Genomic DNA, 24,528 nt, shown 5'->3' with positions numbered 1-24,528 from the left:
TTCACCAACCCGTAGCTATCGTCGTTGCACGATATTCACCCACGCCAGCCAGGAGCCCGCCATGAGCAGCAACGACAGCAAACCCACCTGCCCGTACCATGCCGCGCCCACGCCGGCGCAGGCCGCGCAGTCGCAGCGCGATACCAGCACCACGCCCGCGCAGAAGCACGGCGACGCGCCGACCACGCCGATGACCACCGCCTTCGGCGCGCCGGTGGTGGACAACCAGAACAGCAGGACCGCCGGCCCACGCGGCCCGCTGCTGATGGAAGACGTGTGGCTGCTGGAAAAACTGGCCAACTTCAACCGCGAAGTCATTCCCGAGCGGCGCATGCATGCCAAGGGTTCGGGCGCGTTCGGCACCTTCACCGTCACCCATGACATCAGCCGCTATACCCGCGCGAAGATCTTCTCCGGGATCGGCAAGAAGACCGAGATGTTCGCCCGCTTCACCACCGTGGCCGGCGAGCGCGGCGCGGCCGACGCCGAGCGCGACATCCGTGGTTTCGCGCTGAAGTTCTATACCGAGGAAGGCAACTGGGACCTGGTCGGCAACAACACGCCGGTGTTCTTCCTGCGCGACCCGCGCAAGTTCGGCGACCTCAACAAGGCGGTCAAGCGCGACCCGCACACCAACCTGCGCAGCGCGCGCAACAACTGGGATTTCTGGACCCTGCTGCCGGAAGCGCTGATGCAGGTGACCGTGGTGATGAGCGACCGCGGCATCCCGCGCACGTATCGCCACATGCATGGTTTCGGTTCGCACACCTACAGCTTCACCAACGATGGCGGCGAGCGCTTCTGGGTGAAATTCCACTTCCACAGCCAGCAGGGCATCGAGGCACTGACCGACGCGCAGTCCGAAGTGCTGGTCGGCAAGGACCGCGAGAGCCATGGCCGCGATCTGTTCGCCGCCATCGACAAGGGCGACTTCCCGAAGTGGAAGCTGTTCGTGCAGATCATGCCGGAGCTGGATGCGGAGACTTACCGCTTCCACCCGTTCGACCTGACCAAGGTGTGGCCGAAGAGCGACTACCCGCTGATCGAGGTGGGCGAGTTCGAACTCAACCGCAATCCGGACAACTGGTACCAGGACGTGGAGCAGTCGGCGTTCGCACCGAGCAACCTGGTGCCGGGCATCGGCCCGTCGCCGGACAAGATGCTGCAGGCACGGCTGTTCGCCTATTCCGACGCGCAGCGCTACCGCCTTGGCGTCAACCACCACCAGATCCCGGTGAACGCGGCGCGTTGCCCGGTGCACAGCAACCACCGCGACGGCGCCATGCGCGTGGACGGCAACTACGGCGGCCTGCCGCACTACGAACCGAACAGCTACGGCCAGTGGCAGGAGCAGCCGCAGTACCGCGAGCCGGCGCTGAAAATCCGCGGCGATGCCGACTTCTGGAATTTCCGCGAGGACGACAACGACTACTTCAGCCAGCCCGGCGCGCTGTTCCGCAGCTTCGACGACGCGCAGAAGCAGCGCCTGTTCGACAACACCGCGCGGGCAATGGGTGATGCGCCGGACTTCATCAAGCAGCGCCACGTGGACAACTGCAGCAAGGCCGACCCGGCCTACGGCGCCGGCGTGGCGGCGGCGTTGAAGAAGCTCGCCGCGATGCCGCCGGCCAACCCGTTCGCGCCGGCGCAGCCGGAAGCGGAGTTCCCCAAGGCCACGCCGGGCGCCGAGGACATCGTGCTCTGACGCGGATGCGGTGGGGCGGTAGCGCCGCCTCGCCGCATTCCCTGCCGACACGCTCATTGCAGCTCCCCACGGCGCTACCATGCCCGTGTTCACCCACCGCAAGGACCCCGCCCCGATGAGCCTCACCGACGATCTCCTTTCCCAGTTGCAGGGCGCACCACTGCAGCAGGTCTCCCAGCAGCTCGGCCTCGACAGCCAACAGGCCTCGGGCGCCATCGGCGCCGCGCTGCCGCTGCTGATGGGCGCGCTGGGCAACAACGCCGCCAAACCGCAGGGCGCCGAAGCCCTGCTCGGCGCCCTGCAGAACAACCACAGCGGCCTGGACATCGGCAGCGTGCTCGGTTCGGTACTGGGCGGCGGCAACAGCCCGGCCGCCGACGGCGCCGGCATCCTCGGCCACATTTTCGGCGGCAGCCAGGGCCGTGCCGAAGCCGGCCTGGCGCAGGCCACCGGCCTGAGCAGCGACCGCGCCGGGCAGTTGATGAAAATTCTCGCCCCGATCGTGATGGCCTACCTGGCCCAGCGCATGACCAGCGGAGGCCAGTCTGATGCCGGCGGCCTGAGCCAGATGCTCGGCCAGGAAAAGCAGCGCGTGGTGCAGCAGGGCGGTGTCGGTGGCGGCCTGCTCGGCAGCCTGCTCGACCAGGACGGCGACGGCCAGTTCGGCGTGTCCGACCTGATCAAGCTCGGCAGCGGCCTGCTCGGCAGCGGCAAGCGCTGAGCCGCTGCGCCCGCATGACGAAACGCCACCATGAGGTGGCGTTTTTGTTGGCGGCATGCGTTGCAGGAGCGCACTTCAGTGCGCGATAGGCTCTACCGATAAAGCCCCATCGCGCACTGAAGTGCGCTCCTGCAACTGCGCTCCTACAGCGCGTCGATGTCGCCCAGCGCGCGGATCAACCGGCGCGCACGCTTGTCCGGCTTGTGCTCCGGCGGAAGATAGCCGTCGCGGGCGGCGGCGCGCTGCAGGCGCTGTTCCTCGCGCGCCTTGCGCGAAGCTTCGCTTTCCTCGTACAGGGCCAGCGCCACCGGCGCCGGTCCGCGCGTGTCGCTCAACCCGCGCACGTCGATCTCGAACATCTCCTCGCCGCGCTGCACGCGCAGCGCATCGCCGATGCGGACCGCACGCGAGGATTTCGGGCGCTGCCCGCCGACCTCGACCTTGCCGGTCTCCACCGCGTGCCTGGCCAGGCTGCGGGTCTTGAAGAAGCGCGCCGCCCACAGCCAGACGTCGAGGCGGACGGCGGCGGCCGACGCATTTTCCGTTTCAGTCATGCTTTTTCTTGAAATCCACTTCCATCGCATCCTTGCGCGACTGGCCGACGGTCCAGTTCAGGCTGTCGTCGGGATTGCAGCGCCGGCTGCGCATCGAAGGCATGGCGTTCTTGTCCTGCGCACCGGCACGCTCGTTGCCGACCAGGCAGTCGGCGTGGTCGGACGGGCGCACGCTGGCGTCCATCAACCGCTCGGAGTTGGCGCAGGCCGACAAGGCCAGCACCGCCATCGCGCCACACAGCTGTTTCAGCATTCCCGTTCCTCCGCTGGATACCTGCAGGCACCATCGTAACGACACCGGCAGGCATCGTCACACCGGCGATGCTAGTGTCCGCATTCAGCCGCCGACCTGCCCCCATGACCGCCACCGCCCACCCTGCCCGCTCGCTGACCGAAGGCCCGATCGGGCGCAACCTGCTGTTGTTCGCCCTGCCCATCCTGGCCGGCAACATCGCGCAGTCGCTGAACGGCTCGGTCAACGCGATCTGGGTCGGCAAGTTCCTCGGCGAAGCAGCGCTGACCGCCACGGCCAACGCCAACAACATCATGTTCTTCCTGATCGGTTCGGTGTTCGGCATCGGCATGGCCGCCACCATCCTGATCGGCCAGGCGATGGGCGCGCGCGACGTGGCCCAGGCGCGACGGGTGATGGGCACCAGCGCCACCTTCTTCGTCGGCATCTCGGTGCTGATCGCCATCGCCGGCTGGTTCATGGCGCATCCGCTGTTGGCGGCGATGGGCACGCCGGCCGTCTCGCTGCCGCTGGCCGAGGCCTACCTGCGCATCATCTTCCTGGCCACGCCGACGCTGTACGCCTTCGCCTTCCTCAGCGCGGCGCTGCGCGGCGCCGGCGATTCGCGCACGCCGTTCCGCTTCCTGCTGGTGTCGGTGGCGCTGGACATCGTGCTCAACCCGCTGCTGATCTTCGGCATCGGCCCGTTCCCGCAGCTGGGCATCGCCGGCGCGGCCTGGGCCACGCTGCTGGCGCAGTCGCTGTCCCTGCTCGGCCTGCTGGCCTACATGCGCCACCGCGGCCACGTGCTGTGGCTGGGCCGCAGGGACATGGCGCTGTTCCGCATCGACCTGGCCATCCTCCGGGCGCTGGTGGTCAAGGGCGTGCCGATGGGCCTGCAGATGGTGCTGATCTCGCTGTCGATGATCATGCTGATGACCATGGTCAACGACTACGGCACCGATACTGCCGCGGCCTATGGCGCCTCGCTGCAGTTATGGACCTACGTGCAGATGCCGGCGATGGCGATCGGCGCGGCGTGTTCGTCGATGGCCGCGCAGAACGTGGGCGCGCGCCGCTGGGACCGGGTGCGCGGCACCGCGCGCAAGGGCGTGCTGTTCAACTTCCTGCTCACCGGCGTGCTGATCCTGCCGCTGATCCTGCTGGACCGGTACTCGCTGGCGCTGTTCCTGCCCGACGGCAGCCAGGCGCTGGCGGTGGCGCGGCACCTGAACCACATCGCGGTGTGGTCGTTCCTGTTCTTCGGCGTGAGCTTCGTGATCTCCGGCGTGGTGCGCTCCACCGGCGCGGTGATCGCGCCGCTGCTGATCCTTGCCGCCTCGCTGTGGGGCGTGCGCGTGCCCTTCGCCGAACTGCTGCAGCCCTACTGGGGCGCCGACGCGATCTGGTGGAGTTTCCCGGTCAGTTCGCTGGTGTCGATGCTGCTGTCGCTGGCCTATTACCGCTGGGGCGGCTGGCGCAAGGCGAAGATGATGGCCGCTCCATCGCATGCGGAGGAACTGGCGACGCCGGCGGAAGTGCCGGCCTGCCCGCCTTCGCCGGTGGCCGATGCGGATGCCGAGACCGGCACTTCCTGATGCCGATGCACCGTAGGAGCGCACTTCAGTGCGCGATGGGGCTTTCCCGGTAGAGCCTCATCGCGCACAGATGTGCGCTCCTACAGGCTCAATAGCTGCCGTCGAACGCGAAGATCGGCTTGCGCTGCTGCCACAGGCCGCCGGTGAAATCCGGGAAGTCCAGGGTCTGGAAACCGTTGGCGATGGACTGCTCGGACAGCGGCGTGATCGCGCTCCAGGTGATCGCATCGAAGATGTCGATCGGCATCGGCGCATTGGCCTTCAGCGCCTCGACGAAGGCATGGATCACGAACCAGTCCATGCCGCCGTGGCCGGCGCCGGCGGCGGAGGCGGCGTGCTGCTTCCACAGCGGGTGTTCGTACTGGTCCTGGTAGACCTTGAAGTCCTCCCATTGGTGCGGCGGGCTGCGGCCTTCAATGTGGATGCCGTGGTTCACGTCCATCCACAGGCCCTTGGTGCCCTGCACGCGGAAGCCCAGCGAGTACGGGCGCGGCAGCGAGGTATCGTGCTGCAGCAGGATGGTCTCGCCGTTCTCGCAGGCCAGCGTGGTGGTGACGACGTCGCCGAGCTTGAACTGCACCTTGGTGCTGGGGTGCGTGGTGCCGCCGCTCTTGGCCACGGTGTATTCGTGCAGGCCGCGCGCTTTGGTCGCGAACGCATTGATGCGGGTGAAACGGTTGCCGCGGTTGATGCCGGTATACATCGCGCACGGGCCGATGCCGTGGCTGGGGTACAGCTCGCCATTGCGCCGGATCGAATGCTCGGTGCGCCAGCGCGCTTCGGACCAGCCCTTGGGCCCGAACTCGACGCCGCTGCCGTAGGGATGCTCGGGATTGCCATCGTTGAACTTCACCCCGCGCAGGTCGTGCTGGTAACCGCCCTGCAGGTGCACCAGTTCGCCGAACAGGCCTTCGCGCACCATCTGCAGCGCCGCCATCACGTCGCGGCGGTAGCACACGTTCTCCAGCAGCATGTACGGCGTGCCGCTCTGCAGCTGGGCATTGAGCACGTCCCAGTGGTCCTGCAGGGTGATGCCGGCCACCACTTCGCAGCCGACCGCGACCTTGGCCTGCATGGCCGCGATCGCCATCGGCGCATGCCATTCCCATGGCGTGGCGATGATCACGGCGTCGAGCCCGCGCTGCTCGAGCATGCGCTTCCAGGCGTTCACGTCGCCATCGCCGCCGTAGGTCTTCGGCGCCGGCTTGCCGGCCTTTGCCACCTGCTCCATCGCGTGGGCGAGCATGATCGGCTCGATGTCGCACAACGCCGCCACTTCCACGTCGTCGCGGCGCAGCAGTTCGCCCAGGTGCACCTGGCCACGCAGGCCGGTGCCGATCACGCCCAGCCGCACCTTGCGGGCGCGTGCCCAGGCCGGCGTTTCCGGCAGCAGGCTGGTCGCTGCGAGGGCGGCGCCGGCCAGGATGAATTCCCTACGTTTCATTGCATGTCCTCTTTACTCGATCACGACGGTGACGGCCTGCACGGCGCCCTTCTCCCCTTCATGCCATGCATGAAGGGGAGTGCGCAATGGCCGGGCATCCTCAGAACTTGTAGGTGGCCGTCACGCTGTAGATGCGGCCGAAGTTGTTGGTGTAGCCGGGGAAATTCATCCAGTCGTTCGGGTCGTAGAACGGCAGGCGGTTGAACAGGTTCTTCACCGTCACGCCCACGCTCAGCTTCTCGATCGGCCGCCAGTTCACGCTCAGGTTGGCCGTCCACCACGAGGGCGCGCCCTCGCACTGGCTGGGCGAGGCATCGACATAGCTGCCGGTGCAGGTTTCGGCATTGTTGTCCTCGCCATCGACGCGGTCGTACGCCCACTTGGTGCCGCCGACATAGTTGATGTAGAAGCCGGTGTCCCAGTTGCCGTAGGTCCAGTTGGTGTTGAACGTGGCGCGCAGGCGCGGGTTGTCGTAGTAGCCGACCACATTGCCGTAGTACCAGCCGTCGGCGTCGTCGGAGTTGTACATGTTGCGGTTGGCGATGGTCGCGGCCACGCCGATGTTCAGGCGGCCCCATTCGCCCAGGTCGAAGCGGCCGCGCGCGTCCACGTCCAGGCCGTCGACCAGGGTGCGGCCGCGGTTCTTGTACTGGCCGATGACGCTGGCCACGTTGCCGGTGCTGTAGCCCGGCAGGGTGGACGGGCAGGCCACGCCGCTGGCCGGGTCGGCGCACATGCGGGCCAGCGCGGCCAGGTTGGCCAGGTCGGTCTCGGTGATCGGGAAACGCGTCATCGCGCTGATCTCTTCCGGTTTGCTGTAGTCCGGCGCGACGATCTCGTTGCGGCGGTACACGAACCAGTAGTCGGCCGACACCGACAGCCAGTCGGTCGGCTCGAGCACGAAGCCCAGCGTCGCGATCTTGGCCTTCTCCGGCTTCAGGTCCGGGTTGGGCTGGGTCATGCGCGCCACGTTGCGACTGCAGTCGCTGTTCCACAGGCTGTTGCCCAGGTCCTTGTCGACCGTACGGCTGGACTGACGCAGCAGGCCGGCGATCGCGTTGGTCTCGGCGCAGCGGGTTTCGTCGCGGTAGCCGCCGATCTGCGCGTACACGCCGCCGGTGCCCGACTCGGCCAGGCTCGGCGCACGGAAGCCTTCCGAATAGGTGCCGCGCAGCAGCAGCTGCGGCAGCGCCTGGTACTTCAGGCCGACCTTCGGCGCGAGGTTGGCGCTGAAGTCCGGGTACTTGTCCAGGCGCAGCGCGGCGTCCAGTTCCAGCTTGTCGGTGAGCGGGGCCACGGCTTCGGAGAACAGCGCGTAGGTATTGCGCTTGCCGTCGAACCAGGAGCCGCCCTGCTGGGTGATCAGGCCGTCGGCGGCGTCCTGGTTGCCCGGCGTATAGAAGGTCTCGCGGGTGGCGTTGAAGCCGAACGCGGCACGCACCTCACCGGCCGGCAGCTTGAACAGCGGGCCTTCGACCTTGCCGTCCAGGGTGTGCAGGCGCGTCCACGACTGGATGTCGAAGGTCGGGAACGCCTCGCGGATCAGCGCGGCGTTGGCTTCACTGAGCTCGCCGAACTTGTACGCCGGGTGGTCGGAGATGATCACCCGGCCGGTGCCCGGATCGATGGTGTACGGGCCGAAAGCCTTCTCGAAGCCCTTCAGGTTGACGTTGGTGGTCTGGTAGGTGACCGAGTGGGCGCCGGCGGTGGCGAAGGCGGTTTCCCAGCTCCAGTCGCTGTCGCCTAGGCTGCCGCGCAGGCCAGCCAACGCGCGATAGCTCCTGTCGGTGTTGCGCTGGCCGAAGTGGTTGCCGCCCACGTCCTGCAGCAGGTAGCTCAGGCCGACCACGCCGCCCATCAGCGCCTTCATCTCGGGGCTGGCGTGGTTGTACTCGTTGTTCGGACCGAGCCACGGGGTCAGGAACTGGTTGACGGTGTTGCCGGTATTGCGCGAGAACCAGCTCTGCGGGTTGCCGGTGGTGGTGCCGTAGGCGCGCGGGGTGCCGCCGTTGGCGCGCAGGTCGATGTCGGTATAGGTCACCTCGGCGAACGCCTCGGTGGCGTCGTTCACCTGGAAATGGCCGTTGACGTAGGCGGTCACGCGCCTGGAATCGGCTCCGCCGTTGATCTGCCGGTTCATCCACGTCTGCCAGATGCAGCGGGTACCGGTGGCCACCTGCAGTACGTTCTGGCAGCCCGGCGCGGCCTCGTCCACGCGCGCCTTGGTCACCGGGTCGATGGCGTAGTAGTAGCCCGGGTTGAACACGCCCGGCGCGCTGCCGGTGTCCAGGCGCAGGTTCTTGATGTAGTCCGGATTGTTGACGTAGAACTGCGCCGGGTTCTTGTCGTACCACTCGCTGTCGGGGATGCCGTTGCGCTCGTACAGGTTGACGCTGGCGTAGACGTTGTAGCGGTCGGTGGACAGGTCGCCGAAGCCGCCGGTGATGCTGGCCTGCTTCTCGCCGAAGGAATCGAAGCGCGGCGCGGTGTCCCAGGTGCCGCTGACTTCCAGCCCCTGGTAGTTGCTCTTGGTGATGACGTTGATGACGCCGGCCACCGCGTCGGTGCCGTACACGGCCGAGGCGCCATCGGTCAGCACCTCCATGCGCTCGATGGCGGCGGCGGGAATCGCGTCGATGTTGACGAACTGGGTCTGGAAGCCCGACGGCGCGCCGTAGTACGACAGGCGGCGGCCGTTGAGCAGTACCAGCGTGCCCTGCGGGCCGAGGCCGCGCAGGTTGGCCTGCGAGGCGCCATCGGAGCCGGTGAACAGCGATTTGGAATCCACCTGCGCCGGACGCGCGGCCGGCAGGTTGTCCAGCACCTGCAGCAGGGTGCGGGCGCCCATGTTCTGGATGTCCTGCTTGCTGATGACCTGCACCGGCGAGGCCGTCTCCACGTCGGTGCGGCGGATGTTGGAACCGGTGACCTCGACGCGGGCCAGCTCGGTGGTCTTGTCCTTGTCTTTGTCCTTGCCGGCGTCCTGCGCGAGGGCAGGCGCGGCGATGGCGATCAATGCGCTGGCAACGGCCAGCGACAGCGGTGTGAACAGGCAGCGGTTGGGATTGCGGCGGGCTTGCAACATCGGACTCTCTCCTGACGATGAGGCACGGAACAACGGATGGCGGGCAATGCGATCCCGTTCCACGGCCGTGGGGCCGTGGTCGGCGTATTGAAGGAAGCTGCGGTTACTTGGACGTCATGGGGCGACGAAGTCGGCGGAATCGCCCTCCTCGCCGATCAGCACGGCATTGGCCCAGTTGCCACAGACCTGGGCGGGTTGGCTGCCCTGCGCACCCAGCGTGCGCAGGCTCAGGAGGGACAGGCCACGGATGTCCAGCTCCGGCTTGACCACGCCGGGCGCCTTCACCAGGCCGCTGTCGTAGAGCAGACGGTCGTCGCCCCAGACCTGGAACTGCATGCCGCCGGCGCCGCGGCAGGCATCGTCGATGCCAAGGTCGGCGCGCAACAGCTGCCAGCGCCCCTTGAGCGCGAGATCCAGGCGGCTGTGCGCACCCACGCCCAGGCCGCGGCGGAACTGCAGGCCGTTCATGCGCATGGCGGCATCGCCCTGGAACGACTGGTCGGCGCGGACCTGCCCGGCCAGCGCGGCCGGCAGCGGCAGCTGGGAGAGGTATTGCTGCCGTGCCGGCCGTTCCGGTTGCTGCTGTTCGAGGATGTGGAAGGTGGACAGCGCGATCGGGCCGACATCGCGTGGCTGCAAGGCATCGACGGCACGCGCGGCGCTGCCCTGCGCGGCACTCACCATCGGGTCGCTGCCCGAGGCGCCATCGCCGTCCGGGTTCTGCACGCCGAGCACGCGGAAGCGCAGCAGGCGGCCGGCATGGGCAGGGAAATCGATGCGCTGCAGGCCTTCCTTCAGCGGCAGGCGGCCACGCGCGATGGGTTCGCCCCATTCGCCGTTGCTGTCGGCCATGTAGATTTCGTAATCGCGCACCTGGCCGTGCTTCCAGTGCTGGTCGTTGCGCGGCGCCAGTTCGATGCCGTCGATCATCCTGCGCTCGCCGAAACCGATCACCCACTCGTGGGCGCCGGTGCGGATGGCCTGGTTGCGCACGGTACGGAACCAGGTGGCCGGATCGTCATCGAAGGCGTTTTCCAGCGGATAGCCCTTTTCCTCGGCCGGGCGGTTGACTACCAGCAGGCTGTCCGGCGGCAGCGCGCGGCCCTGTTCCGGCGCGGCCGGGAACGCGTCGTCGGCCGTGGCGGCGGCCACCGGGAAATCCAGTTGCAGCTGCAGCGGCTGGCGGATGTCCGCCATGCCGGTGCGCACATGCAGGGTGCCGCGACGTTCACCGGCGTCGAAATACCAGCCTTCGCCGGCCGCGTCGAAGGCGGCCGCGTCGGTGAGCGCGGGCAACGCGCGGCCGTCCAGCCGCACCGCTACCGGCGCATGCCGGTTGAGTACGCGCAGGCCGTAGCGACGCTGCGGCAACTGGCCGCGATACGCGCCCTGCACCGCGTCGATGCGCACCTGCACCGGGCCGCTGCCCTGCGCCGGCGCCTGCACGCGGATCAGCTGCGTGCTCGATTCGCCCTGCTGGTAGCGGCGGGTGTTGCCGTCGTCCTCGTACAGCGTGTAGCGGGAATCGCCCTGTGGATACAGGTCGAAGGTGACTTCATCCAGCGGTTTCTCGCCATCGAACAGCATGGCCGGGTACATCGGCAGGATCGCGCCGGCGCGCACGAACACCGGCAGCGTGGCCAGGTCCACCTGGCGGTCGAGCTGGCGGCCTTCGGCAGCGGCCTGCACGCGGCGGCCGTCCCAGTAGTCGTACCAGCCGCCTTGCGGCAGGTGGATGTCGCGGCGCCAGCCGCGGCTGGCGGCCTGGCTGCGGTACACCGGCGCCACCAGCAGGTCGCGGCCAAGCAGGAACTGGTACTTGTAGGCTTCGTCGCGCGCATGCGGATCGCGCGGGTTGTCCCACATCAGGCCACGCACCGGCGGCGCGCCGGTCTGCGCGGCGTCGTGCGCCAGTCCGTACATGTACGGGGTCAGGCGCATTTTCAGCTTGAGGTAGTCGCGGTTGATGCTGCGGTAGGGCTCGTCGTACCACCACGGGTGCTTGCGCGCGCTCGACGACCAGCCGGACATGCCCATCAGCACCGGCGTGAACGCCTTCCACTGCAGGTCGCGGGTGAAGGTCTCGGCGCTGCCGCCGAAGATCGCGTCGACGTCGCCGCTGGCATAGGCCATGCCGGACAGGCCCGAGCCGACCAGGGTCGGCACATGCCAGCGGATGTAGTCCCAGCTGCTGCTCTGGTCGCCGGTCCAGGCCACCGCGTAGCGCTGGATGCCGGCCCAGCCCATCACCGTCCACAGGAACGGGCGCGAGTCGGAGTTGTCGAGGATGCCGTTGAACGCCTGGCGGTTGGCGTCCATCGCGAACTGGTAGCCCTTGCCGGTCCAGGCCACGTCCAGCTTCTGCACGCGGGTACCGGCCTTGCCCACTTCCCAGGCGATCTTGTCCACGCCGTTCTCGGTCCACAGGCCGGTCTTGAAGCCGTACTTCGCCAGGCCCTGCACGGTCTCGGGCAACTGCTTGTAGCCGCAGCCGTAACCGTCGTTGGGCAGGATCCAGCCGCCCGGCATGTCGTGCTCGCGGTACGGCCTGGCGACGCTCTCGATCACGTCCGGCGTGGTGCCGGTGGGGCCGTCGCTCCAGCCTTCGGGCACGCTGCCGGGCTTCTTGATGTTGTCGCCGTCGTTGTAGCAATCGGCATCGCCGTAGGACAGCGCCCAGCGCGCGACCATGTTCGGGCGGCCGGTCAGCTGCGTATAGCGTTCGATCAGCCGCGGCAGGTCGGCACCGACGAAGTAGTACGCGTCGAAGCGGTCTTCGCGGTGCAGCAGCGTGGCCTGGTCGGGCTGGCGCAGGTCGTAGCTGCCGTCGCTCCACGTATTGCGCAGCATGCCCCAGCCACGTGAGCTGAGCAGCATCGGCGCCGGGCTCGGGCGGTCGCCCTCTTCCCAGCCGCCGGAGTAGGAAATCTCCAGTTCGCGGCCCTTGAACTGATAGCGGCCGTTCTGCTGGCCGCCGCCGAAGAAGGCCTCGTCGGCCTGCGAGGACAGCACCTGCACGCTCTGCGCGGCATCCAGGTCCAGCGGCTGCAGCTCCTGCCACAGCGCAGTGGGCTGGCCGTTGTCCAGCCGCTCCAGGCGCAGTCGCAGCGGTTGACGCTGCACGTGCAGCACCAGCGCGTCGGTCCGCACGCGGATTTCCTGCGCGTCTTCTTCCAACTGCGCCCGCACCTCGGCCCGCGGCTGCGGCAGCACGATGGGGGCGGCCTTGTCGCCGGCGCCAGTCAACTTGCCTTTGCGGCCTGCCTGCACATGCACGATGTCGGCGGCCGGCAGTTCGATGCGGATGCGCGCGCCGGTGTCGGTGAGCAGCTCCCAGCCACGCACGCCATCGCGGCCATCGCCGTCACTCACCGACCGCAGGTTGCCCACCGGCTCGGCCTGTACCGGCAGCGCCGGCAGCAGCAGGGCGGAAAGCAGCGCCACCGGCAGTGGCAGACGACGTACGCGGTTGTGCACCTTGCTCCCCAGGCCCGGGCGGGCGTTCGATGGCGGTTGCGCCGACTCTAGGGCAGCAATTCGAAAGATGTCAACAAAATGAAAGTAAAAGATAAGGATTTTTTGATGAATCGAAAGTTTGTGCAAAGCACCACTTTCCTTATCCGCTTCAGGGACATGAAGCCCGCAGCGAAAGGTACATCGCAAAAACCTTTCGATCCGTCCCGATACCTGTGCAGCGGCACCATCGCGAAAGATTTCTTTCTTTTTTCTTTCGATGTTTGACATTTCGAAAGAAAAAGCAGATCGTGCGCTGGCCCAACAGGAACCAAGAATGGACGCCACCCTGCTTACCGATCCGTCCGCCTGGCAGCGCCTGGGCGGAGCCGATACCGCCGCCGAAATCGCCCAGCAGCCGGCCTTGTGGGAAACCCTGGCCGCTGGCCTGGAACGCGACCAGGAGCGCCTGCAGGCCTTCCTCGGCCAGCGCCTGTCCGACCCGGCGCAGCGCGTGCTGTTCACCGGCGCCGGCAGCTCCGGCTTCATCGCCGAGATGGTCGCCGACACCATCAACGCTTCGTTCCCGGCGGAAGTGCGCGCGGTGCATACCACCAGCCTGCTGACCCATCCGGCGCTGTACCTGCAGCGTGAGCGCCCGACCCTGCTGGTGTCGTTCGGCCGCAGCGGTTCCAGCCCGGAAAGCGTGGCTGCGGTCGAGCGCGTGCGCGCCGACGTGGACGACGCCCGTTTCCTCGACATCACCTGCAACGCCGACGGCGAACTGGCGCGCCGCGGCGTCGGCCGTGACGACACCTGCACCCTGCTGATGCCGGCGGCCAGCTGCGACCGCGCCTTCGCCATGACCAGCAGCCTGAGCTGCATGCTGCTGGCGGCGCTGGCGGTGTTCGAGCGCGCGCCGTGGAACGAACGCGGCGAGCGCATCCGCCAGGTCGCCGCGCTGGCGCGGGAAGGCCTGCAGCGCTGGGACGCGCCGGTGGCCTCACTCGCTGCGCAGCCGTTCGACCGCGTGATCTACCTGGCCAGCGGCCCGCTGGAAGCGCTGGCGCGCGAAGCCGCGCTGAAAGTGCTGGAACTCACCGCCGGCCGCGTGCTGGCGATGGCCAACACGCCGCTGGGTTTCCGCCATGGACCGAAGTCCACACTCGACCCGCGCACCCTTGTGGTGATGCTGCGCAGCGCGCAGCCGCTGGCGCGCCGCTACGAACAGGACCTGCTGGAAGAACTGCGCGGCGACGGCGTGGCCGGCAGGGTGCTGTCGGTCGGCCCGCATTCGGACATCGGCATCGCCGACGATTTCACCCTGCCGGTGCCGGCCCTGCCCGATGCCTGGCTGGCGCCGGCCTGGCTGCCGTTCGCGCAGCTCTACGCACTGCGCCGCTCGGCCGCGCTGGGCCTGACGCCGGACAATCCGTTCCCCGACGGCACCGTCAACCGCGTGGTCAAGGGCGTCACCATCCACCATGGCTGAGTCCTCCGCCGCCACCTGCTACGGCATCGACATCGGCGGCACCAAGATCGAACTGGTGGCCTGCGATGCGGCCCTGCAGGTGAGCTGGCGCAAGCGCATCGCCACCCCGCAGGGCGACTACGCCGGCTTCCTGCAAGCGGTCGAAACGCTGGTCGCCGACGCCGATGCGGCGCTTGCGCAGACCGCGCACGCCATCGGCATCGCCCTGCCCGGCGTGCACGACCGCCGCAGCGGCCGCCAGCTCAGCGCCAACGTGCCGGCCCTCACCGGCCAGCGCGTGGCCCACGACCTGCAGGCGCGCCTGCAACGGCCGCTGCATTTCGGCAACGACCTGCAATGCTTCGCCCTGTCCGAAGCGCATGGCGGCGCTGCCGACGGCTACGCCAGCATGTTCGGCGCGATCCTCGGCACCGGTGCCGGTGGCGGCTATTGCGTGCAGGGCCGGCTGATCAGCGGTTTCAACGGCCTGGCCGGCGAATGGGGCCACTGGAGCGTGCCGGCCAACCTGCTGCAGCGCCATGGCCTGCCGCTGCTCGACTGCGGCTGCGGCCTGCGCGGCTGCGTGGAGCGCTATGTCTCCGGCAGCGGCGTGGCGATGATCGAACGCCATCTCGGCGGCAACGCCGCCAACGCCAGCGACGTGATTGCCCTGGCCGAGGCCGGCGATGCGCGCGCGCGGCAGGCGCTGGACATCCACCGCGACCTGCTCGGCCACAGCTTCGCGGCGCTGATCCTGGCGCTGGACCCGCATGTGATCGTGCTCGGCGGCGGCCTGTCGCAGCATGCGCCGCTGTACGAACACCTGCCGGCGGCGATCGCCGCGCATCTGTTCGCCGGCGTGCAGGTGCCGCCGATCGTGCCGCCGCGCTTCGGCGATGCCGGCGGCGCGCGCGGCGCCGCCCTGCTCGCCTGCCAACCCGCTTTTTCCTGATCCACGGAGCCCGCCCATGTCCCCGTTGCAGTCCCTGCTCGCCGCGCATCGCGCCGGCCACAACGTCGGCCTGTACAGCGTCTGCTGCAGCAACGAACAGGTGCTGCGCGCAGCGATGCACGTGGCCGCGCGCCACGGCACCGTGCTGCTTGTCGAAGCCACCTCCAACCAGGTCGACCAGTTCGGCGGCTATACCGGCATGACTCCGCCGCAGTACCGCGACTACGTGCAGGCGCTGGCCGACGAGGAAGACTTCCCGCGCGGGCAGCTGGTGCTCGGCGGCGACCACCTCGGTCCCAACGCCTGGCAGAAACAGCCGGCGGCCGAGGCGATGGCGCATGCGCGCGTCCTGATCGAGGCCTACGTCGCTGCCGGTTTCCACAAGATCCACCTGGACTGCAGCATGTCCTGCGCCGACGACCCGGTGCCGCTGCCCGACGCCATCGTCGCCGCGCGCTCGGCCGAACTGGCGACCATCGCCGAGCGCACCGCTGCCGCGCACGCGCTGCCGCCGCCGGTCTACGTGATCGGTACCGAAGTACCGGTGCCCGGCGGCGAAGCCTCGCTGGACGCCGGGCTGGCGGTGACCACGCCGGCCGCGGCCGCGCAGACGCTGGAGATCCACCGCCAGGCCTTCGACACGCCGCAGCTGCACGATGCGTGGCAGCGCGTGATCGCCATGGTGGTGCAGCCGGGTGTGGACTTCGACCACAGCAGCGTGCACGACTACGATCCCGCTGCCGCCGGCGAACTGGCCGATTTCCTCGAGCGGCAGCCGCGCATCGTGTTCGAGGCGCACTCCACCGACTACCAGCGCGAGAGCGGCCTGCACGCGCTGGTGCGCGACCACTTCGCCATCCTCAAGGTCGGCCCGGCCGCGACCTTCGCCTACCGCGAGGCGCTGTTCGCGCTGGCGGCGATCGAAGCCGAACTGCTGCCGGCCGCGCAGTGCTCGCGCCTGCCGCAGGTGCTGGAGGACGTGATGGTGGCGCAGCCGAAATACTGGCAGGCGCACTACCACGGCGACGAAGCCACGCTGCGCCTGCTGCGTGCCTTCGCCTTCAGCGACCGCTGCCGCTACTACTGGGGCGAGCCGGTGCTGCTGGACGCGGTGCGCACGCTGTTCGCCAACCTGGAACGGCACGCGCCACCACTGGTGCTGCTCAGCCAGTACCTGCCGGAGCAGTTCCACGCGGTGCGCGAAGGCACGCTGGCGAACACGCCGGCCGCGCTGGTGCGGCACCGCATCGGCCTGTGCCTGGACGAGTATGCGCGCGCCTGTTCGGCCAATACCGCCGGCCCGCGCAGGCAAGGCGAAAGTTCCGCCCAACCGGACCTTGCGAACGGCTAAGCTCGACCTTTCACGGAGAAAGCATGAGATGGCGATGCGCAACACCCGTTCCCGCCGGCAGCAGATCCTGCAGCAGCTGATCGAGCAGGGCTCGGTGCAGGTCGCCGAACTGGTCGGGCGCTACGGCGTGTCGGCCGTGACCATCCGCACCGACTTGGGCCATTTCGAGGAACAGGGCCTGGCCACGCGCACCCACGGCGGCGCCAGCCTGGTACGCACGCCACCACAGGAACAGGACATCCACGAGAAGGATGCGCTGAACCTGCCGCTGAAGGAGTCGATCGGCGCGCGCGCCGCGCAGCTGGTGCAGCCCGGCGACAACATCATCATCGACTCCGGCTCGACCACGATGACCCTGGCCCGCCACCTGCGCGGGCACCGCGACGTGACGGTGATGACCAACGGTCTGAACATCGCCTGGGAGCTGGCCAACGCGCCGGGCATGAACGTGCTGCTCACCGGCGGCCAGCTGCGCAAGCAGTCGCTGTCGCTGCAGGGCAGCCAGGCCGAGGCCAGCCTCAACCCGTACAGCTTCGACACCCTGTTCCTGGGCGTGGACGGCCTGGACCTGCAATTCGGCCTGACCACCCACGACGAGGCCGAGGCGCGCCTGAACCACCGCATGGTCGAACGCGCGCGGCGCATCGTGGTGCTGACCGACGCCTCCAAGTTCGGCCGGGTCAGCCTGCACCGCATCGCCTACCTGGACCAGATCCATGCCGTGATCACCGACGCCGGCATCGACGAAGCGACCCGCGAAGGGTTGCAGCGCCGTGGCATCGAAGTCGTGGTCGCCGAAGCGGCGGTGTAGCGCGGCGCTGCGGCGCCCGGGGCGTCCCCCTCACCACGTAGGAGCGCACTTCAGTGCGCGATGGAGCCTTCCCGGTAGAGCCCCATCGCGCACTGAAGTGCGCTCCTGCGAGTTGCGCTCCTACGAGTACGGTCGCCCCGCATCCACGCAGGCGCCAAAACGCAAACGGCCGCCCGGAGGCGGCCGTTGCTGCAACAGGCGCGGAGCCTGCGGCGGGATTACTCGGCGGACTTGGCGGCCTGGCGGGCAGCCTTGGCCTGCGCAGCGGCGGCCAGGTCTTCCTTGATGCGGGCAGCCTTGCCTTCCAGGCCACGCAGGTAGTACAGCTTGCCGGCGCGGACCTTGCCGCGGCGCTTGACTTCGACCGAGTCGATCAGCGCGCTGTGGGTCTGGAACACGCGCTCGACGCCGTAGCCGTGCGAGATCTTGCGCACGGTGAACGAGGAGTTCAGGCCGGCGTTCTTGGTGCCGATCACGACGCCTTCGTAGGCCTGCACGCGCTCGCGGTTGCCTTCCTTGACCTTGACGTTGACGATGACGGTGTCGCCCTGGCTGAACTTCGGCAGTTCGCGGGTGATCTGGGCGGATTCGAAGTCCGCGACGATGGATTTGTTCAGCTTGCTCATGGGTGCACCGATGTATTCGGAGTGGGCGTGTCGATTCGACAGCGGAGTCTCATGCAGTCACCGGATTGCGCTGCACGTTTGTTGTAGTTGGAACCGCTGTTGCCGGTCAGGCAGCAGCAAGCCGCGCATTATAGACGACCTTCCCGCGCTGCGCCAGCACATTGGCCGCCCGCCGGGACCGCATGCAGGGCCTGCGCTAGGGCTCCTTGCGGGCCTCGTCCAGCAGCCTGCGGTCGGCCTTGCCGAGGGCGGCCTCGTCCAGCAGGTCGGGCCGGCGCAGGGCGGTGCGCAGCAGCGACTGCTGCCGGCGCCAGCGCGCGATCGCGGCATGGTTGCCCGAGCGCAGCACCTCCGGCACTTCGCCCAGCGCGTGGCTGGCCGGCTGGCTGTAGTGCGGACAGTCGAGCAGGCCGTCACCCTCGAAACTGTCCTGCACCGCCGATTCGGCGTCGTTCAGCGCGCCCTCCTGCAGCCGGGTGACCGCATCGACGATCACCGCCGCGCCCAGTTCGCCGCCGGACAGCACGTAGTCGCCGAGGGAAATTTCCTCGTCCACCTCGGCGGCGAGGAAACGCTCGTCAACGCCCTCGTAGCGGCCGCACAGCAGGATCATCCGCGGCAGCGCCGCCAGCTCGCGCACCCTGGCCTGGGTCAGCGGCCGCCCCTGCGGGCTCAGGTAGATCAGCGGCGCCGGGGTTGGGTCGGCGGCGCGCGCGGCGGCCAGCGCGGCGCGCAGCGGCTCGATCAGCATCACCATGCCCGGGCCGCCGCCGAACGGGCGGTCGTCCACGCGGCGGTAGTTGCCCTCGGCATGGTCGCGCGGGTTCCAGCCGTGCAGGTCGAGCAGGCCGCGCTCCTGCGCGCGGCCGACCACGCCCAGCGCGGCGGACTGCGCGATGAACTCGGGGAACAGGGTGATGACGTCGATGCGCATCGGGATCAGAACTCCGGATCCCAGTCGACCACGATCAGGTTGGTGTCGAAATCGACCGACTTGACGAAGTCGCCCATCACGAACGGCACCATGCGCTCGCGATCGCCGCGCACCACCAGCACGTCGTTGGCGCCGGTGTTGAACAGATGCGTGGCCCGGCCCAGCTTCACGCCGTCCACGGTCTGCACGTCCAGGCCTTCCAGGTCGACCCAGTAGTACTCGTCCGGCTTCGGCGGCGGCAGCGCGCTGCGCGCGATGTAGATTTCGGTGCCGCGCATGGATTCGACCACGTTGCGGTCGTCCACGCCGGGAAACGTCGCCACCAGCGTCTTGGCGGCTTCGCGGCCGCGCACGCCGCTGATCTGCGATTCCTGCCCCGACGGGCTGCGCAGGATCCACGGCTGGTAATTGAAAATGGCCAGCCGCGGCTCGGTCCAGGACTCGAGCTTGAGCTCACCGCGCACACCAAAAGCGCCGGTCACCCTGCCCAGCAGGATCCGGCGCTCGGAATCTTTCTTCATAAAGCAGTCGGGCCGCGCTTGCGCGCGGCCCGCCAGGATCAGGCCGCAGCGGCCTGGGCCTTGGTCGCTTCCTTGTACAGGTTGCGAACCTTGTCGGTCAGCTGGGCGCCGTTGGCGACCCACTTCTCGACGGCGGCGATGTCCAGCACCACGCGCTGCTCGGCGCCCTGGGCGACCGGGTTGTAGTAGCCGACGCGCTCGATGTTGCGGCCGTCGCGGGCGCTGCGCACGTCGGTGACGATGATGTGGTAGAACGGACGCTTCTTGGCGCCGCCGCGGGTCAGTCGGATCTTGACCATGGTGGTTTTTCCTTTGTAGCCCAGTCGCCAGGATGGCGCGGTAAGCCGGCGATTATAGCCGTGCCCCTACCCCATTCCAAGCCCGCCTCCGATTCCGCCTGGACAGGCCGGTTCAGAGCGGCCGCCAGGGCTCCTGTGCCAGCGCCTGCCGCAACCGTTCCAGCAGCGCCTCCGAGTCCACGAACCGGCAGTCGCCGATGCGCGCCAGCGGCCACAGCCCGGTGGCGTTGCAGGCCACCGCCCCGGAGAAGCCCGACAAGGCTTCCAGCGGGACTTCCCGCCATGCCTGCGCCCCCCCCTGATGCTCCAGCCCGGCGACCAGCAGCTGTTCGGCGGTGCCGCGCAGCGCCTCCGCCTGCGACCACACCACTTCGTCGCCGGCGAGGAAGGCGATGTTCCAGGTGCTGCCCTCGCTGATCCGTCCCGCCTCGTCGATGAACAGAGCATCATCGAAGCCCTTCCGCATGGCCTGGCGCCGGTGCTGGAACAGCGGAAAGGTCCCGACATGCTTGAGCTGCGGCAGTTCGCGCAGGTAGCGCACCGGCAGGACCGACCGGGCGCCCACAGGCACTGTCGCCGGCGCGGCGACGCCAACCAGCACGTCCACCGGCACCGCACGCAGCGGCTGGCGGAAATCGAAGGCGCGCGAGAACACGGTGATGCGCACCGAGGCGTCCTCCATGCCGCGCTCCGCCAACGCCTGCCGCAGCCAGCCCAGCAATCGCGCCTCGTCCAGTTCGGCACCAAACAGTTCGCGCGTGCCCTGTTGCAGGCGCCGCATGTGCAGGGCCCAGCCCTGCACCGCACCGCCACGCACCTGCAATGAAGTGAAGTGCCCGTAATTGACCAGCGCCGCGCCGACCAGCGCCACATCGACGGGCTCGCCGTTGCAGGACAGATGGCTCACAGCAACCCCTGCGCCTGCTGCCACAACGCCTGCACGATGGCCGCGGCGGACCCGCGCCGCGCCATCCAGGCCGACTGCCCGGCCCAGGCCTGCATGGCCTCCAGGCGGTTGTCGGCCTGGGCCTGACGGCGCATGCCGGCGGAGAGCCCGCGCTGCACCGGGTAAGGCTGCGGACGCGGCGCATCGGCGGCCTCGGCCGCGCGCACGTATGCGGTGTCTAGCGCACGGCCGAGCCGGCCGCTGAAAACGCGGGTGGCTCGGGTATGTTCCGGCTCCGCCGCGGACAGGGCCTGTTTCCAGGCGTCGGGAACCGTGGATTCGTCGGCGGCCAGGAAGGCCGTGCCTACCTGCACCGCGCTGGCGCCCAGCATCAGGGCCGCGGCCACGCCGCGACCATCGCCGATACCGCCGGCCGCGATCACCGGCACCTCGAGCCGGTCGGCCAGGCGCGGCAGCAGGGCGAACAGGCCGCTCATCTGTGCTTCGGCGCGCACGGCCTCGAACGCGCCGCGATGGCCGCCGGCCTCCATGCCCTGCGCGACCACCGCGTCGGCGCCGGCCGCCTGCGCCTGCAGCGCCTCGTCCAGCGTGGTGGCGCAGGCGAACCAGGCGATGCCGGCGGCCTTCAGGCGTCGCGCCTGCGCCGCGGAGAACACGCCCATGATGGTCGAGGCCACCGCCGGCCGCGCCGCGACCAGGGCATCGAACTGCGCATCGAAATCGGCCGGGCCGGCATCGCCGGCGCCGGCCGGCACCGGCGGCCCCCAGCGCTCGAGGAAGGCCCGGGTCGCCGCCTCGGCCGCAGCATCGCGCGCCGGCGCCGGATCGGGCACCCACACGTTGACCTGGGCCGGCCCGCCCGACTGCCGGCGGAAGTCGTCCATCCACTGCCCGATCTGCTCCGGCGTGGACAACACCGCGCCCATCGCCCCCATACCACCGGCATTGGCCACGGCGGCGGACAGGACCACCGGGCAGGCGCCGGCCATCGGCGCCAGCAGGATCGGGAGTTCGATGCCGAAACGCTGGCCGAAGCGGTCTGCGCGCTGCCGGATGTCCGGGTTCATGCCGCACTCCAATCGGGAGCCGCCATCATCGCCGAGCCACCCGGTGGCGCCAATGCCGGCCGGCCGCGCCTCACGCCAGGTCCCGCGGCACGGGCATCGGCATGCGGTACCAGTCCTCGACCCGGCCTTCGCCCAGGTCGAAATCGCGCAATGCCTGCGGGCGCTGCAGGAAAGCGCCCCACAGGCGCAGGTCGACGAAATCCGTGGCCGGCCGGTCGCGCCATCCGGGAGGGCCGTGCAGCTCCAGTTCCAGGCAGCAATAGCCATCGGCACCGCAGGTGAACATGTGGTGGCCGTCCACCACGCCGCCGTTGTACAGATACGGCCCGCGCACGAAGCCGTACAGGCGCAGGCTGCCATCGGTGAAGCCGACCGCGCCGTCCTCGCGCGGCAGGCGGCGGCCGAATTCGTCCGCCCGCCATGCCTGTTCCAGCACCAGCACGTCGCCGCGGCTCAACTGCAGGTACCAGCGATGCAGGTGCCGGTACTGCGCCAGCCAGTCGCTGGAAGGATCGCCCACGCCCGCCGCGTCCCACGCATCGGCGGCATCGGCGAACAGCAGGATCGCCCCCTGCGGCACGCCATGGATATCGCGCGACGGCAGGCGGGCATGCGTCTGCAGGAGGTGTTCGTCTTCGATCCGCACGACCACGCCGCCCGCGCCGTCGCGCTCGTAGCGGCAGCTCGCTCCGTCCGCCGGCTCCAGCGGCAAGGAGAGCGCATCGGGCGCGGACACCGCCAGCCAGATGCCGATGCTGCCGATGGCGGTGGACGCATCCAGCGCGCCCTGGCCGATGCCCAGCGAATACACGCCGCTGCGTTCGATGCGGATGCGGGTCTCGTCCCGGCTGCCTGCATCGAAGCAGCGTCGCGGGCCCTGCCCCGGCGCGCACAGGTCGCAGGGCCAGCGCGCCGGCGCCTGGCCGTCCCGCGCGGCAGGATGGAAACGGAGCAGCAGCACGTCGCCTGCACGCAGGAACATGTCATGCGTGGCGCAGATATCCGCGCGCGGGGAACGTTCATTGTGGAACGGCTCGATGTCGACGACATGCCGGCGCCATTCGCGTCCGGCTGGAGCCGGATCCCGCAGCGCATCGGCGCGCGGAGGGGGATCGTGCAGGGGCGCCAGCGTGGCGGTCGTTGCGACAGCGGGCTCCCGTTCCACCTGCATCGCGGGCGAACCGGCAGGCCGCCGGAACAGGGCATCGACCAGCCCGGCCATCAGCAGCAGCACGACCCACAGCACCAGCGTGGCCGGCAGTACCGCCCAGCCGGATGCCAGCCGCAGGGCCAGCACCAGCGCCAGGCCCAGGAGAATGGCGTGCTGGCCCGGCGACCAGGACACGCGGCGGCTCAACGGAACGGCAGGCCGCCCTTGCCCCCCATGGCGCCGAGCATGCCCTTCATGTTGCGCATCATGCCCTTCATGCCACCGCCGGACAGCTTGCCCATCATCTTTTCCATCTGCATGTACTGCTTCATCAGCTTGTTGACGTCGGCCGGCTGGGTGCCGGAGCCGCGCGCGATGCGGGCGCGGCGCGAGCCGTTGAGCAGGCCCGGGTTGCGCCGCTCCTTCTTCGTCATCGAATTGATGATGGCGATCATGCGCGGCACTTCCCTGCTCTGCTGCACCTGCTGCTTGAGGTGCTCGGGGATCTGTCCCAGGCCGGGCAGCTTGTCCATCAGCCCGCCGATGCCGCCCATGTTCTGCATCTGCTCGAGCTGGTCGCGCATGTCGTTGAGGTCGAACTTCTTGCCCTTGGCGACCTTCTCGGCCAGCTTCTGCGCCTTGTCCTTGTCGACCTGCTGCTCGACCTGCTCCACCAGCGACAGCACGTCGCCCATGTCCAGGATGCGGCTGGCCACGCGCTCGGGGTGGAACACGTCCAGGCCGTCGACCTTCTCGCCGGTACCGGTGAACTTGATCGGCTTGCCGGTGACGTAGCGCACGCTCAGCGCGGCGCCACCGCGGGCGTCGCCGTCGGTCTTGGTCAGCACCACGCCGGTCAGCGGCAGCGCCTCGCCGAAGGCCCTGGCGGTGTTGGCCGCGTCCTGGCCGGTCATCGAATCGACCACGAACAGGGTTTCGGCCGGGTTGACCGCCGCGTGCAGGGCCTTGATCTCGGCCATCATCGCTTCGTCGATGGCCAGGCGGCCGGCGGTGTCCACGATCAGCACGTCGGCGAACGACCTGCGCGCGTCGTCGATGGCCGCACGCACGATGTCCACCGGCTTCTGCTCGGCCGCCGACGGGAAGAACAGCACGCCGACCTGCTCTGCCAGGGTCTTCAACTGTTCGATCGCGGCCGGGCGGTAGACGTCGGCGCTGACCACCATCACCTTCTTCTTGCGCTTTTCCTTCAGGTGCTTGGCCAGCTTGCCGACCGTGGTGGTCTTGCCGGCGCCCTGCAGGCCGGCCATCAGGATGATGGCCGGCGCCGGCACGTTGAGGTTCAGGTCGCTGGCCTGCGCGCCCATCACCGCGGTGAGTTCGTCGCGCACCACCTTGATCAGCGCCTGGCCCGGGGTCAGCGACTTGAGCACCTCCTGGCCGACCGCGCGCACCTTGATCTTCTCGATCAGCGCCTGCACCACCGGCAGCGCGACGTCGGCCTCCAGCAGCGCGATGCGCACCTCGCGGGTCGCCTCGCGGATGTTCTCCTCGGTCAGGCGGCCACGGCCACGCAGGCGCTCGATGGTGCCGGAAAGGCGCTGGGTCAGGGACTCGAACATGCGGTGCAACCTGCGGGAACGTTGGCAAAGAGATCGAAATTATAGCGGCCGCCAGCGCTTGCCG

At 68.9% G+C, this 24,528-nt stretch carries 21 protein-coding genes; 8 read left to right on the top strand and 13 right to left on the bottom strand.

Annotated elements, in window-relative coordinates:
• Positions 1-61 precede the first annotated feature (61 nt).
• Together AC1DGW_RS01440 and AC1DGW_RS01435 are read left to right on the top strand one after the other, a co-directional pair.
• Positions 62-1,705 carry a catalase gene (locus AC1DGW_RS01440; RefSeq protein ID WP_478018890.1) on the top strand — a complete coding sequence of 548 codons (1,644 nt, stop codon included), beginning with the start codon at positions 62-64 and terminating at the stop codon, positions 1,703-1,705.
• Positions 1,706-1,820: 115 nt separating this feature from the next.
• Positions 1,821-2,426 (top strand): DUF937 domain-containing protein, encoded by a 606-nt coding sequence (locus AC1DGW_RS01435; RefSeq protein WP_478019599.1) that lies wholly within the window; start codon positions 1,821-1,823, stop codon positions 2,424-2,426.
• 143 nt (positions 2,427-2,569) lie between these two features.
• On the opposite strand, the gene AC1DGW_RS01430 is transcribed toward AC1DGW_RS01435, so the two are convergent.
• Both AC1DGW_RS01430 and AC1DGW_RS01425 read right to left on the bottom strand, forming a co-directional pair.
• Positions 2,570-2,980: an RNA-binding S4 domain-containing protein gene (locus AC1DGW_RS01430; RefSeq protein ID WP_478018889.1), complete on the bottom strand. Its 411-nt coding sequence runs from the start codon at positions 2,978-2,980 to the stop codon at positions 2,570-2,572.
• Complete coding sequence (locus AC1DGW_RS01425) at positions 2,973-3,233, bottom strand: hypothetical protein (RefSeq protein WP_478018887.1); 261 nt, start codon at positions 3,231-3,233, stop codon at positions 2,973-2,975. The genes AC1DGW_RS01430 and AC1DGW_RS01425 overlap by 8 nt, the downstream gene beginning before the upstream one ends.
• 104 nt (positions 3,234-3,337) lie before the next feature.
• Between AC1DGW_RS01425 and AC1DGW_RS01420 the strand changes: the two genes are divergently transcribed.
• Complete coding sequence (locus AC1DGW_RS01420; RefSeq protein ID WP_478018886.1) at positions 3,338-4,810, top strand: MATE family efflux transporter; 1,473 nt, start codon at positions 3,338-3,340, stop codon at positions 4,808-4,810.
• Positions 4,811-4,898: 88 nt separating this feature from the next.
• On the opposite strand, the gene AC1DGW_RS01415 is transcribed toward AC1DGW_RS01420, so the two are convergent.
• The 3 genes from AC1DGW_RS01415 to AC1DGW_RS01405 all read right to left on the bottom strand — a co-directional run bounded on the left by AC1DGW_RS01415 (position 4,899) and on the right by AC1DGW_RS01405 (position 12,816).
• Positions 4,899-6,254: a Gfo/Idh/MocA family protein gene (locus tag AC1DGW_RS01415; protein WP_478018884.1), complete on the bottom strand. Its 1,356-nt coding sequence runs from the start codon at positions 6,252-6,254 to the stop codon at positions 4,899-4,901.
• A gap of 100 nt (positions 6,255-6,354) precedes the next feature.
• Positions 6,355-9,339: a TonB-dependent receptor domain-containing protein gene (locus AC1DGW_RS01410; RefSeq protein WP_478018882.1), complete on the bottom strand. Its 2,985-nt coding sequence runs from the start codon at positions 9,337-9,339 to the stop codon at positions 6,355-6,357.
• 114 nt (positions 9,340-9,453) lie between these two features.
• On the bottom strand, positions 9,454-12,816 hold the full coding sequence (locus AC1DGW_RS01405; RefSeq protein ID WP_478018881.1) for a TIM-barrel domain-containing protein: 3,363 nt from the start codon (positions 12,814-12,816) through the stop codon (positions 9,454-9,456).
• A 105-nt stretch (positions 12,817-12,921) separates the two neighbouring features.
• Between AC1DGW_RS01405 and AC1DGW_RS01400 the strand changes: the two genes are divergently transcribed.
• The 5 genes from AC1DGW_RS01400 to AC1DGW_RS01380 are packed head-to-tail and all read left to right on the top strand — an operon-like array spanning position 12,922 to position 17,377.
• On the top strand, positions 12,922-13,080 hold the full coding sequence (locus tag AC1DGW_RS01400) for a hypothetical protein (protein ID WP_478018880.1): 159 nt from the start codon (positions 12,922-12,924) through the stop codon (positions 13,078-13,080).
• A gap of 49 nt (positions 13,081-13,129) precedes the next feature.
• Positions 13,130-14,284, top strand: a complete 1,155-nt coding sequence (locus AC1DGW_RS01395; protein ID WP_478018879.1) for an SIS domain-containing protein — start codon at positions 13,130-13,132, stop codon at positions 14,282-14,284.
• The gene (locus AC1DGW_RS01390; RefSeq protein ID WP_478018877.1) at positions 14,277-15,215 is read left to right on the top strand and encodes an ROK family protein; all 939 of its coding nucleotides are present in this window, start codon (positions 14,277-14,279) and stop codon (positions 15,213-15,215) included. Before AC1DGW_RS01395 ends, AC1DGW_RS01390 begins: the two co-directional genes overlap by 8 nt.
• Positions 15,216-15,231: 16 nt before the next feature.
• On the top strand, positions 15,232-16,566 hold the full coding sequence (locus AC1DGW_RS01385; RefSeq protein WP_478018876.1) for a D-tagatose-bisphosphate aldolase, class II, non-catalytic subunit: 1,335 nt from the start codon (positions 15,232-15,234) through the stop codon (positions 16,564-16,566).
• A gap of 34 nt (positions 16,567-16,600) precedes the next feature.
• Complete coding sequence (locus AC1DGW_RS01380; RefSeq protein ID WP_478018874.1) at positions 16,601-17,377, top strand: DeoR family transcriptional regulator; 777 nt, start codon at positions 16,601-16,603, stop codon at positions 17,375-17,377.
• 218 nt (positions 17,378-17,595) lie between these two features.
• Here the strand turns inward: AC1DGW_RS01380 and rplS are convergent, their stop codons facing one another.
• From rplS to ffh, 8 genes are all read right to left on the bottom strand, one after another.
• Positions 17,596-18,003 (bottom strand): 50S ribosomal protein L19, encoded by a 408-nt coding sequence (rplS, locus tag AC1DGW_RS01375; protein ID WP_478018873.1) that lies wholly within the window; start codon positions 18,001-18,003, stop codon positions 17,596-17,598.
• A gap of 196 nt (positions 18,004-18,199) precedes the next feature.
• Positions 18,200-18,937, bottom strand: coding sequence for a tRNA (guanosine(37)-N1)-methyltransferase TrmD (gene trmD, locus AC1DGW_RS01370; RefSeq protein WP_478018872.1), 738 nt, complete (start codon positions 18,935-18,937; stop codon positions 18,200-18,202).
• A gap of 5 nt (positions 18,938-18,942) precedes the next feature.
• Positions 18,943-19,458, bottom strand: coding sequence for a ribosome maturation factor RimM (gene rimM, locus AC1DGW_RS01365; protein ID WP_478018871.1), 516 nt, complete (start codon positions 19,456-19,458; stop codon positions 18,943-18,945).
• 38 nt (positions 19,459-19,496) lie between these two features.
• Positions 19,497-19,757, bottom strand: coding sequence for a 30S ribosomal protein S16 (rpsP, locus tag AC1DGW_RS01360; protein ID WP_478018870.1), 261 nt, complete (start codon positions 19,755-19,757; stop codon positions 19,497-19,499).
• A 112-nt stretch (positions 19,758-19,869) separates the two neighbouring features.
• The gene (locus tag AC1DGW_RS01355) at positions 19,870-20,664 is read right to left on the bottom strand and encodes an aminotransferase class IV family protein (RefSeq protein WP_478018869.1); all 795 of its coding nucleotides are present in this window, start codon (positions 20,662-20,664) and stop codon (positions 19,870-19,872) included.
• Positions 20,661-21,731, bottom strand: a complete 1,071-nt coding sequence (locus tag AC1DGW_RS01350; RefSeq protein WP_478018867.1) for an NAD(P)H-dependent flavin oxidoreductase — start codon at positions 21,729-21,731, stop codon at positions 20,661-20,663. The genes AC1DGW_RS01355 and AC1DGW_RS01350 overlap by 4 nt, the downstream gene beginning before the upstream one ends.
• A 70-nt stretch (positions 21,732-21,801) precedes the next feature.
• Complete coding sequence (locus AC1DGW_RS01345; protein WP_478018866.1) at positions 21,802-23,076, bottom strand: hypothetical protein; 1,275 nt, start codon at positions 23,074-23,076, stop codon at positions 21,802-21,804.
• An 8-nt stretch (positions 23,077-23,084) separates the two neighbouring features.
• Entirely contained in the window at positions 23,085-24,464 is a 1,380-nt protein-coding gene (gene ffh, locus AC1DGW_RS01340) for a signal recognition particle protein (protein ID WP_478018865.1), read from the bottom strand.
• Positions 24,465-24,528 lie beyond the last annotated feature (64 nt).

It is taken from the genome of Stenotrophomonas sp. 05N423 (genome assembly GCF_056397145.1).
This window is presented reverse-complemented; position numbering and strand designations above follow the sequence as displayed.

What these genes read in the sequence shown, in the direction of transcription:
- AC1DGW_RS01390 (WP_478018877.1), top strand. Translation starts at nt 14,277, where the DNA reads ATGGCTGAGTCCTCCGCCGCCACCTGCTACGGCATCGACATCGGCGGC.
- ffh (WP_478018865.1), bottom strand. Translation starts at nt 24,464, where the DNA reads ATGTTCGAGTCCCTGACCCAGCGCCTTTCCGGCACCATCGAGCGCCTG.
- AC1DGW_RS01430 (WP_478018889.1), bottom strand. Translation starts at nt 2,980, where the DNA reads ATGACTGAAACGGAAAATGCGTCGGCCGCCGCCGTCCGCCTCGACGTC.
- AC1DGW_RS01440 (WP_478018890.1), top strand. Translation starts at nt 62, where the DNA reads ATGAGCAGCAACGACAGCAAACCCACCTGCCCGTACCATGCCGCGCCC.
- AC1DGW_RS01420 (WP_478018886.1), top strand. Translation starts at nt 3,338, where the DNA reads ATGACCGCCACCGCCCACCCTGCCCGCTCGCTGACCGAAGGCCCGATC.
- rplS (WP_478018873.1), bottom strand. Translation starts at nt 18,003, where the DNA reads ATGAGCAAGCTGAACAAATCCATCGTCGCGGACTTCGAATCCGCCCAG.
- AC1DGW_RS01395 (WP_478018879.1), top strand. Translation starts at nt 13,130, where the DNA reads ATGGACGCCACCCTGCTTACCGATCCGTCCGCCTGGCAGCGCCTGGGC.
- AC1DGW_RS01410 (WP_478018882.1), bottom strand. Translation starts at nt 9,339, where the DNA reads ATGTTGCAAGCCCGCCGCAATCCCAACCGCTGCCTGTTCACACCGCTG.
- trmD (WP_478018872.1), bottom strand. Translation starts at nt 18,937, where the DNA reads ATGCGCATCGACGTCATCACCCTGTTCCCCGAGTTCATCGCGCAGTCC.
- rimM (WP_478018871.1), bottom strand. Translation starts at nt 19,458, where the DNA reads ATGAAGAAAGATTCCGAGCGCCGGATCCTGCTGGGCAGGGTGACCGGC.
- AC1DGW_RS01350 (WP_478018867.1), bottom strand. Translation starts at nt 21,731, where the DNA reads ATGAACCCGGACATCCGGCAGCGCGCAGACCGCTTCGGCCAGCGTTTC.
- AC1DGW_RS01385 (WP_478018876.1), top strand. Translation starts at nt 15,232, where the DNA reads ATGTCCCCGTTGCAGTCCCTGCTCGCCGCGCATCGCGCCGGCCACAAC.
- AC1DGW_RS01435 (WP_478019599.1), top strand. Translation starts at nt 1,821, where the DNA reads ATGAGCCTCACCGACGATCTCCTTTCCCAGTTGCAGGGCGCACCACTG.
- AC1DGW_RS01400 (WP_478018880.1), top strand. Translation starts at nt 12,922, where the DNA reads ATGAATCGAAAGTTTGTGCAAAGCACCACTTTCCTTATCCGCTTCAGG.
- rpsP (WP_478018870.1), bottom strand. Translation starts at nt 19,757, where the DNA reads ATGGTCAAGATCCGACTGACCCGCGGCGGCGCCAAGAAGCGTCCGTTC.
- AC1DGW_RS01415 (WP_478018884.1), bottom strand. Translation starts at nt 6,254, where the DNA reads ATGAAACGTAGGGAATTCATCCTGGCCGGCGCCGCCCTCGCAGCGACC.
- AC1DGW_RS01425 (WP_478018887.1), bottom strand. Translation starts at nt 3,233, where the DNA reads ATGCTGAAACAGCTGTGTGGCGCGATGGCGGTGCTGGCCTTGTCGGCC.
- AC1DGW_RS01380 (WP_478018874.1), top strand. Translation starts at nt 16,601, where the DNA reads ATGCGCAACACCCGTTCCCGCCGGCAGCAGATCCTGCAGCAGCTGATC.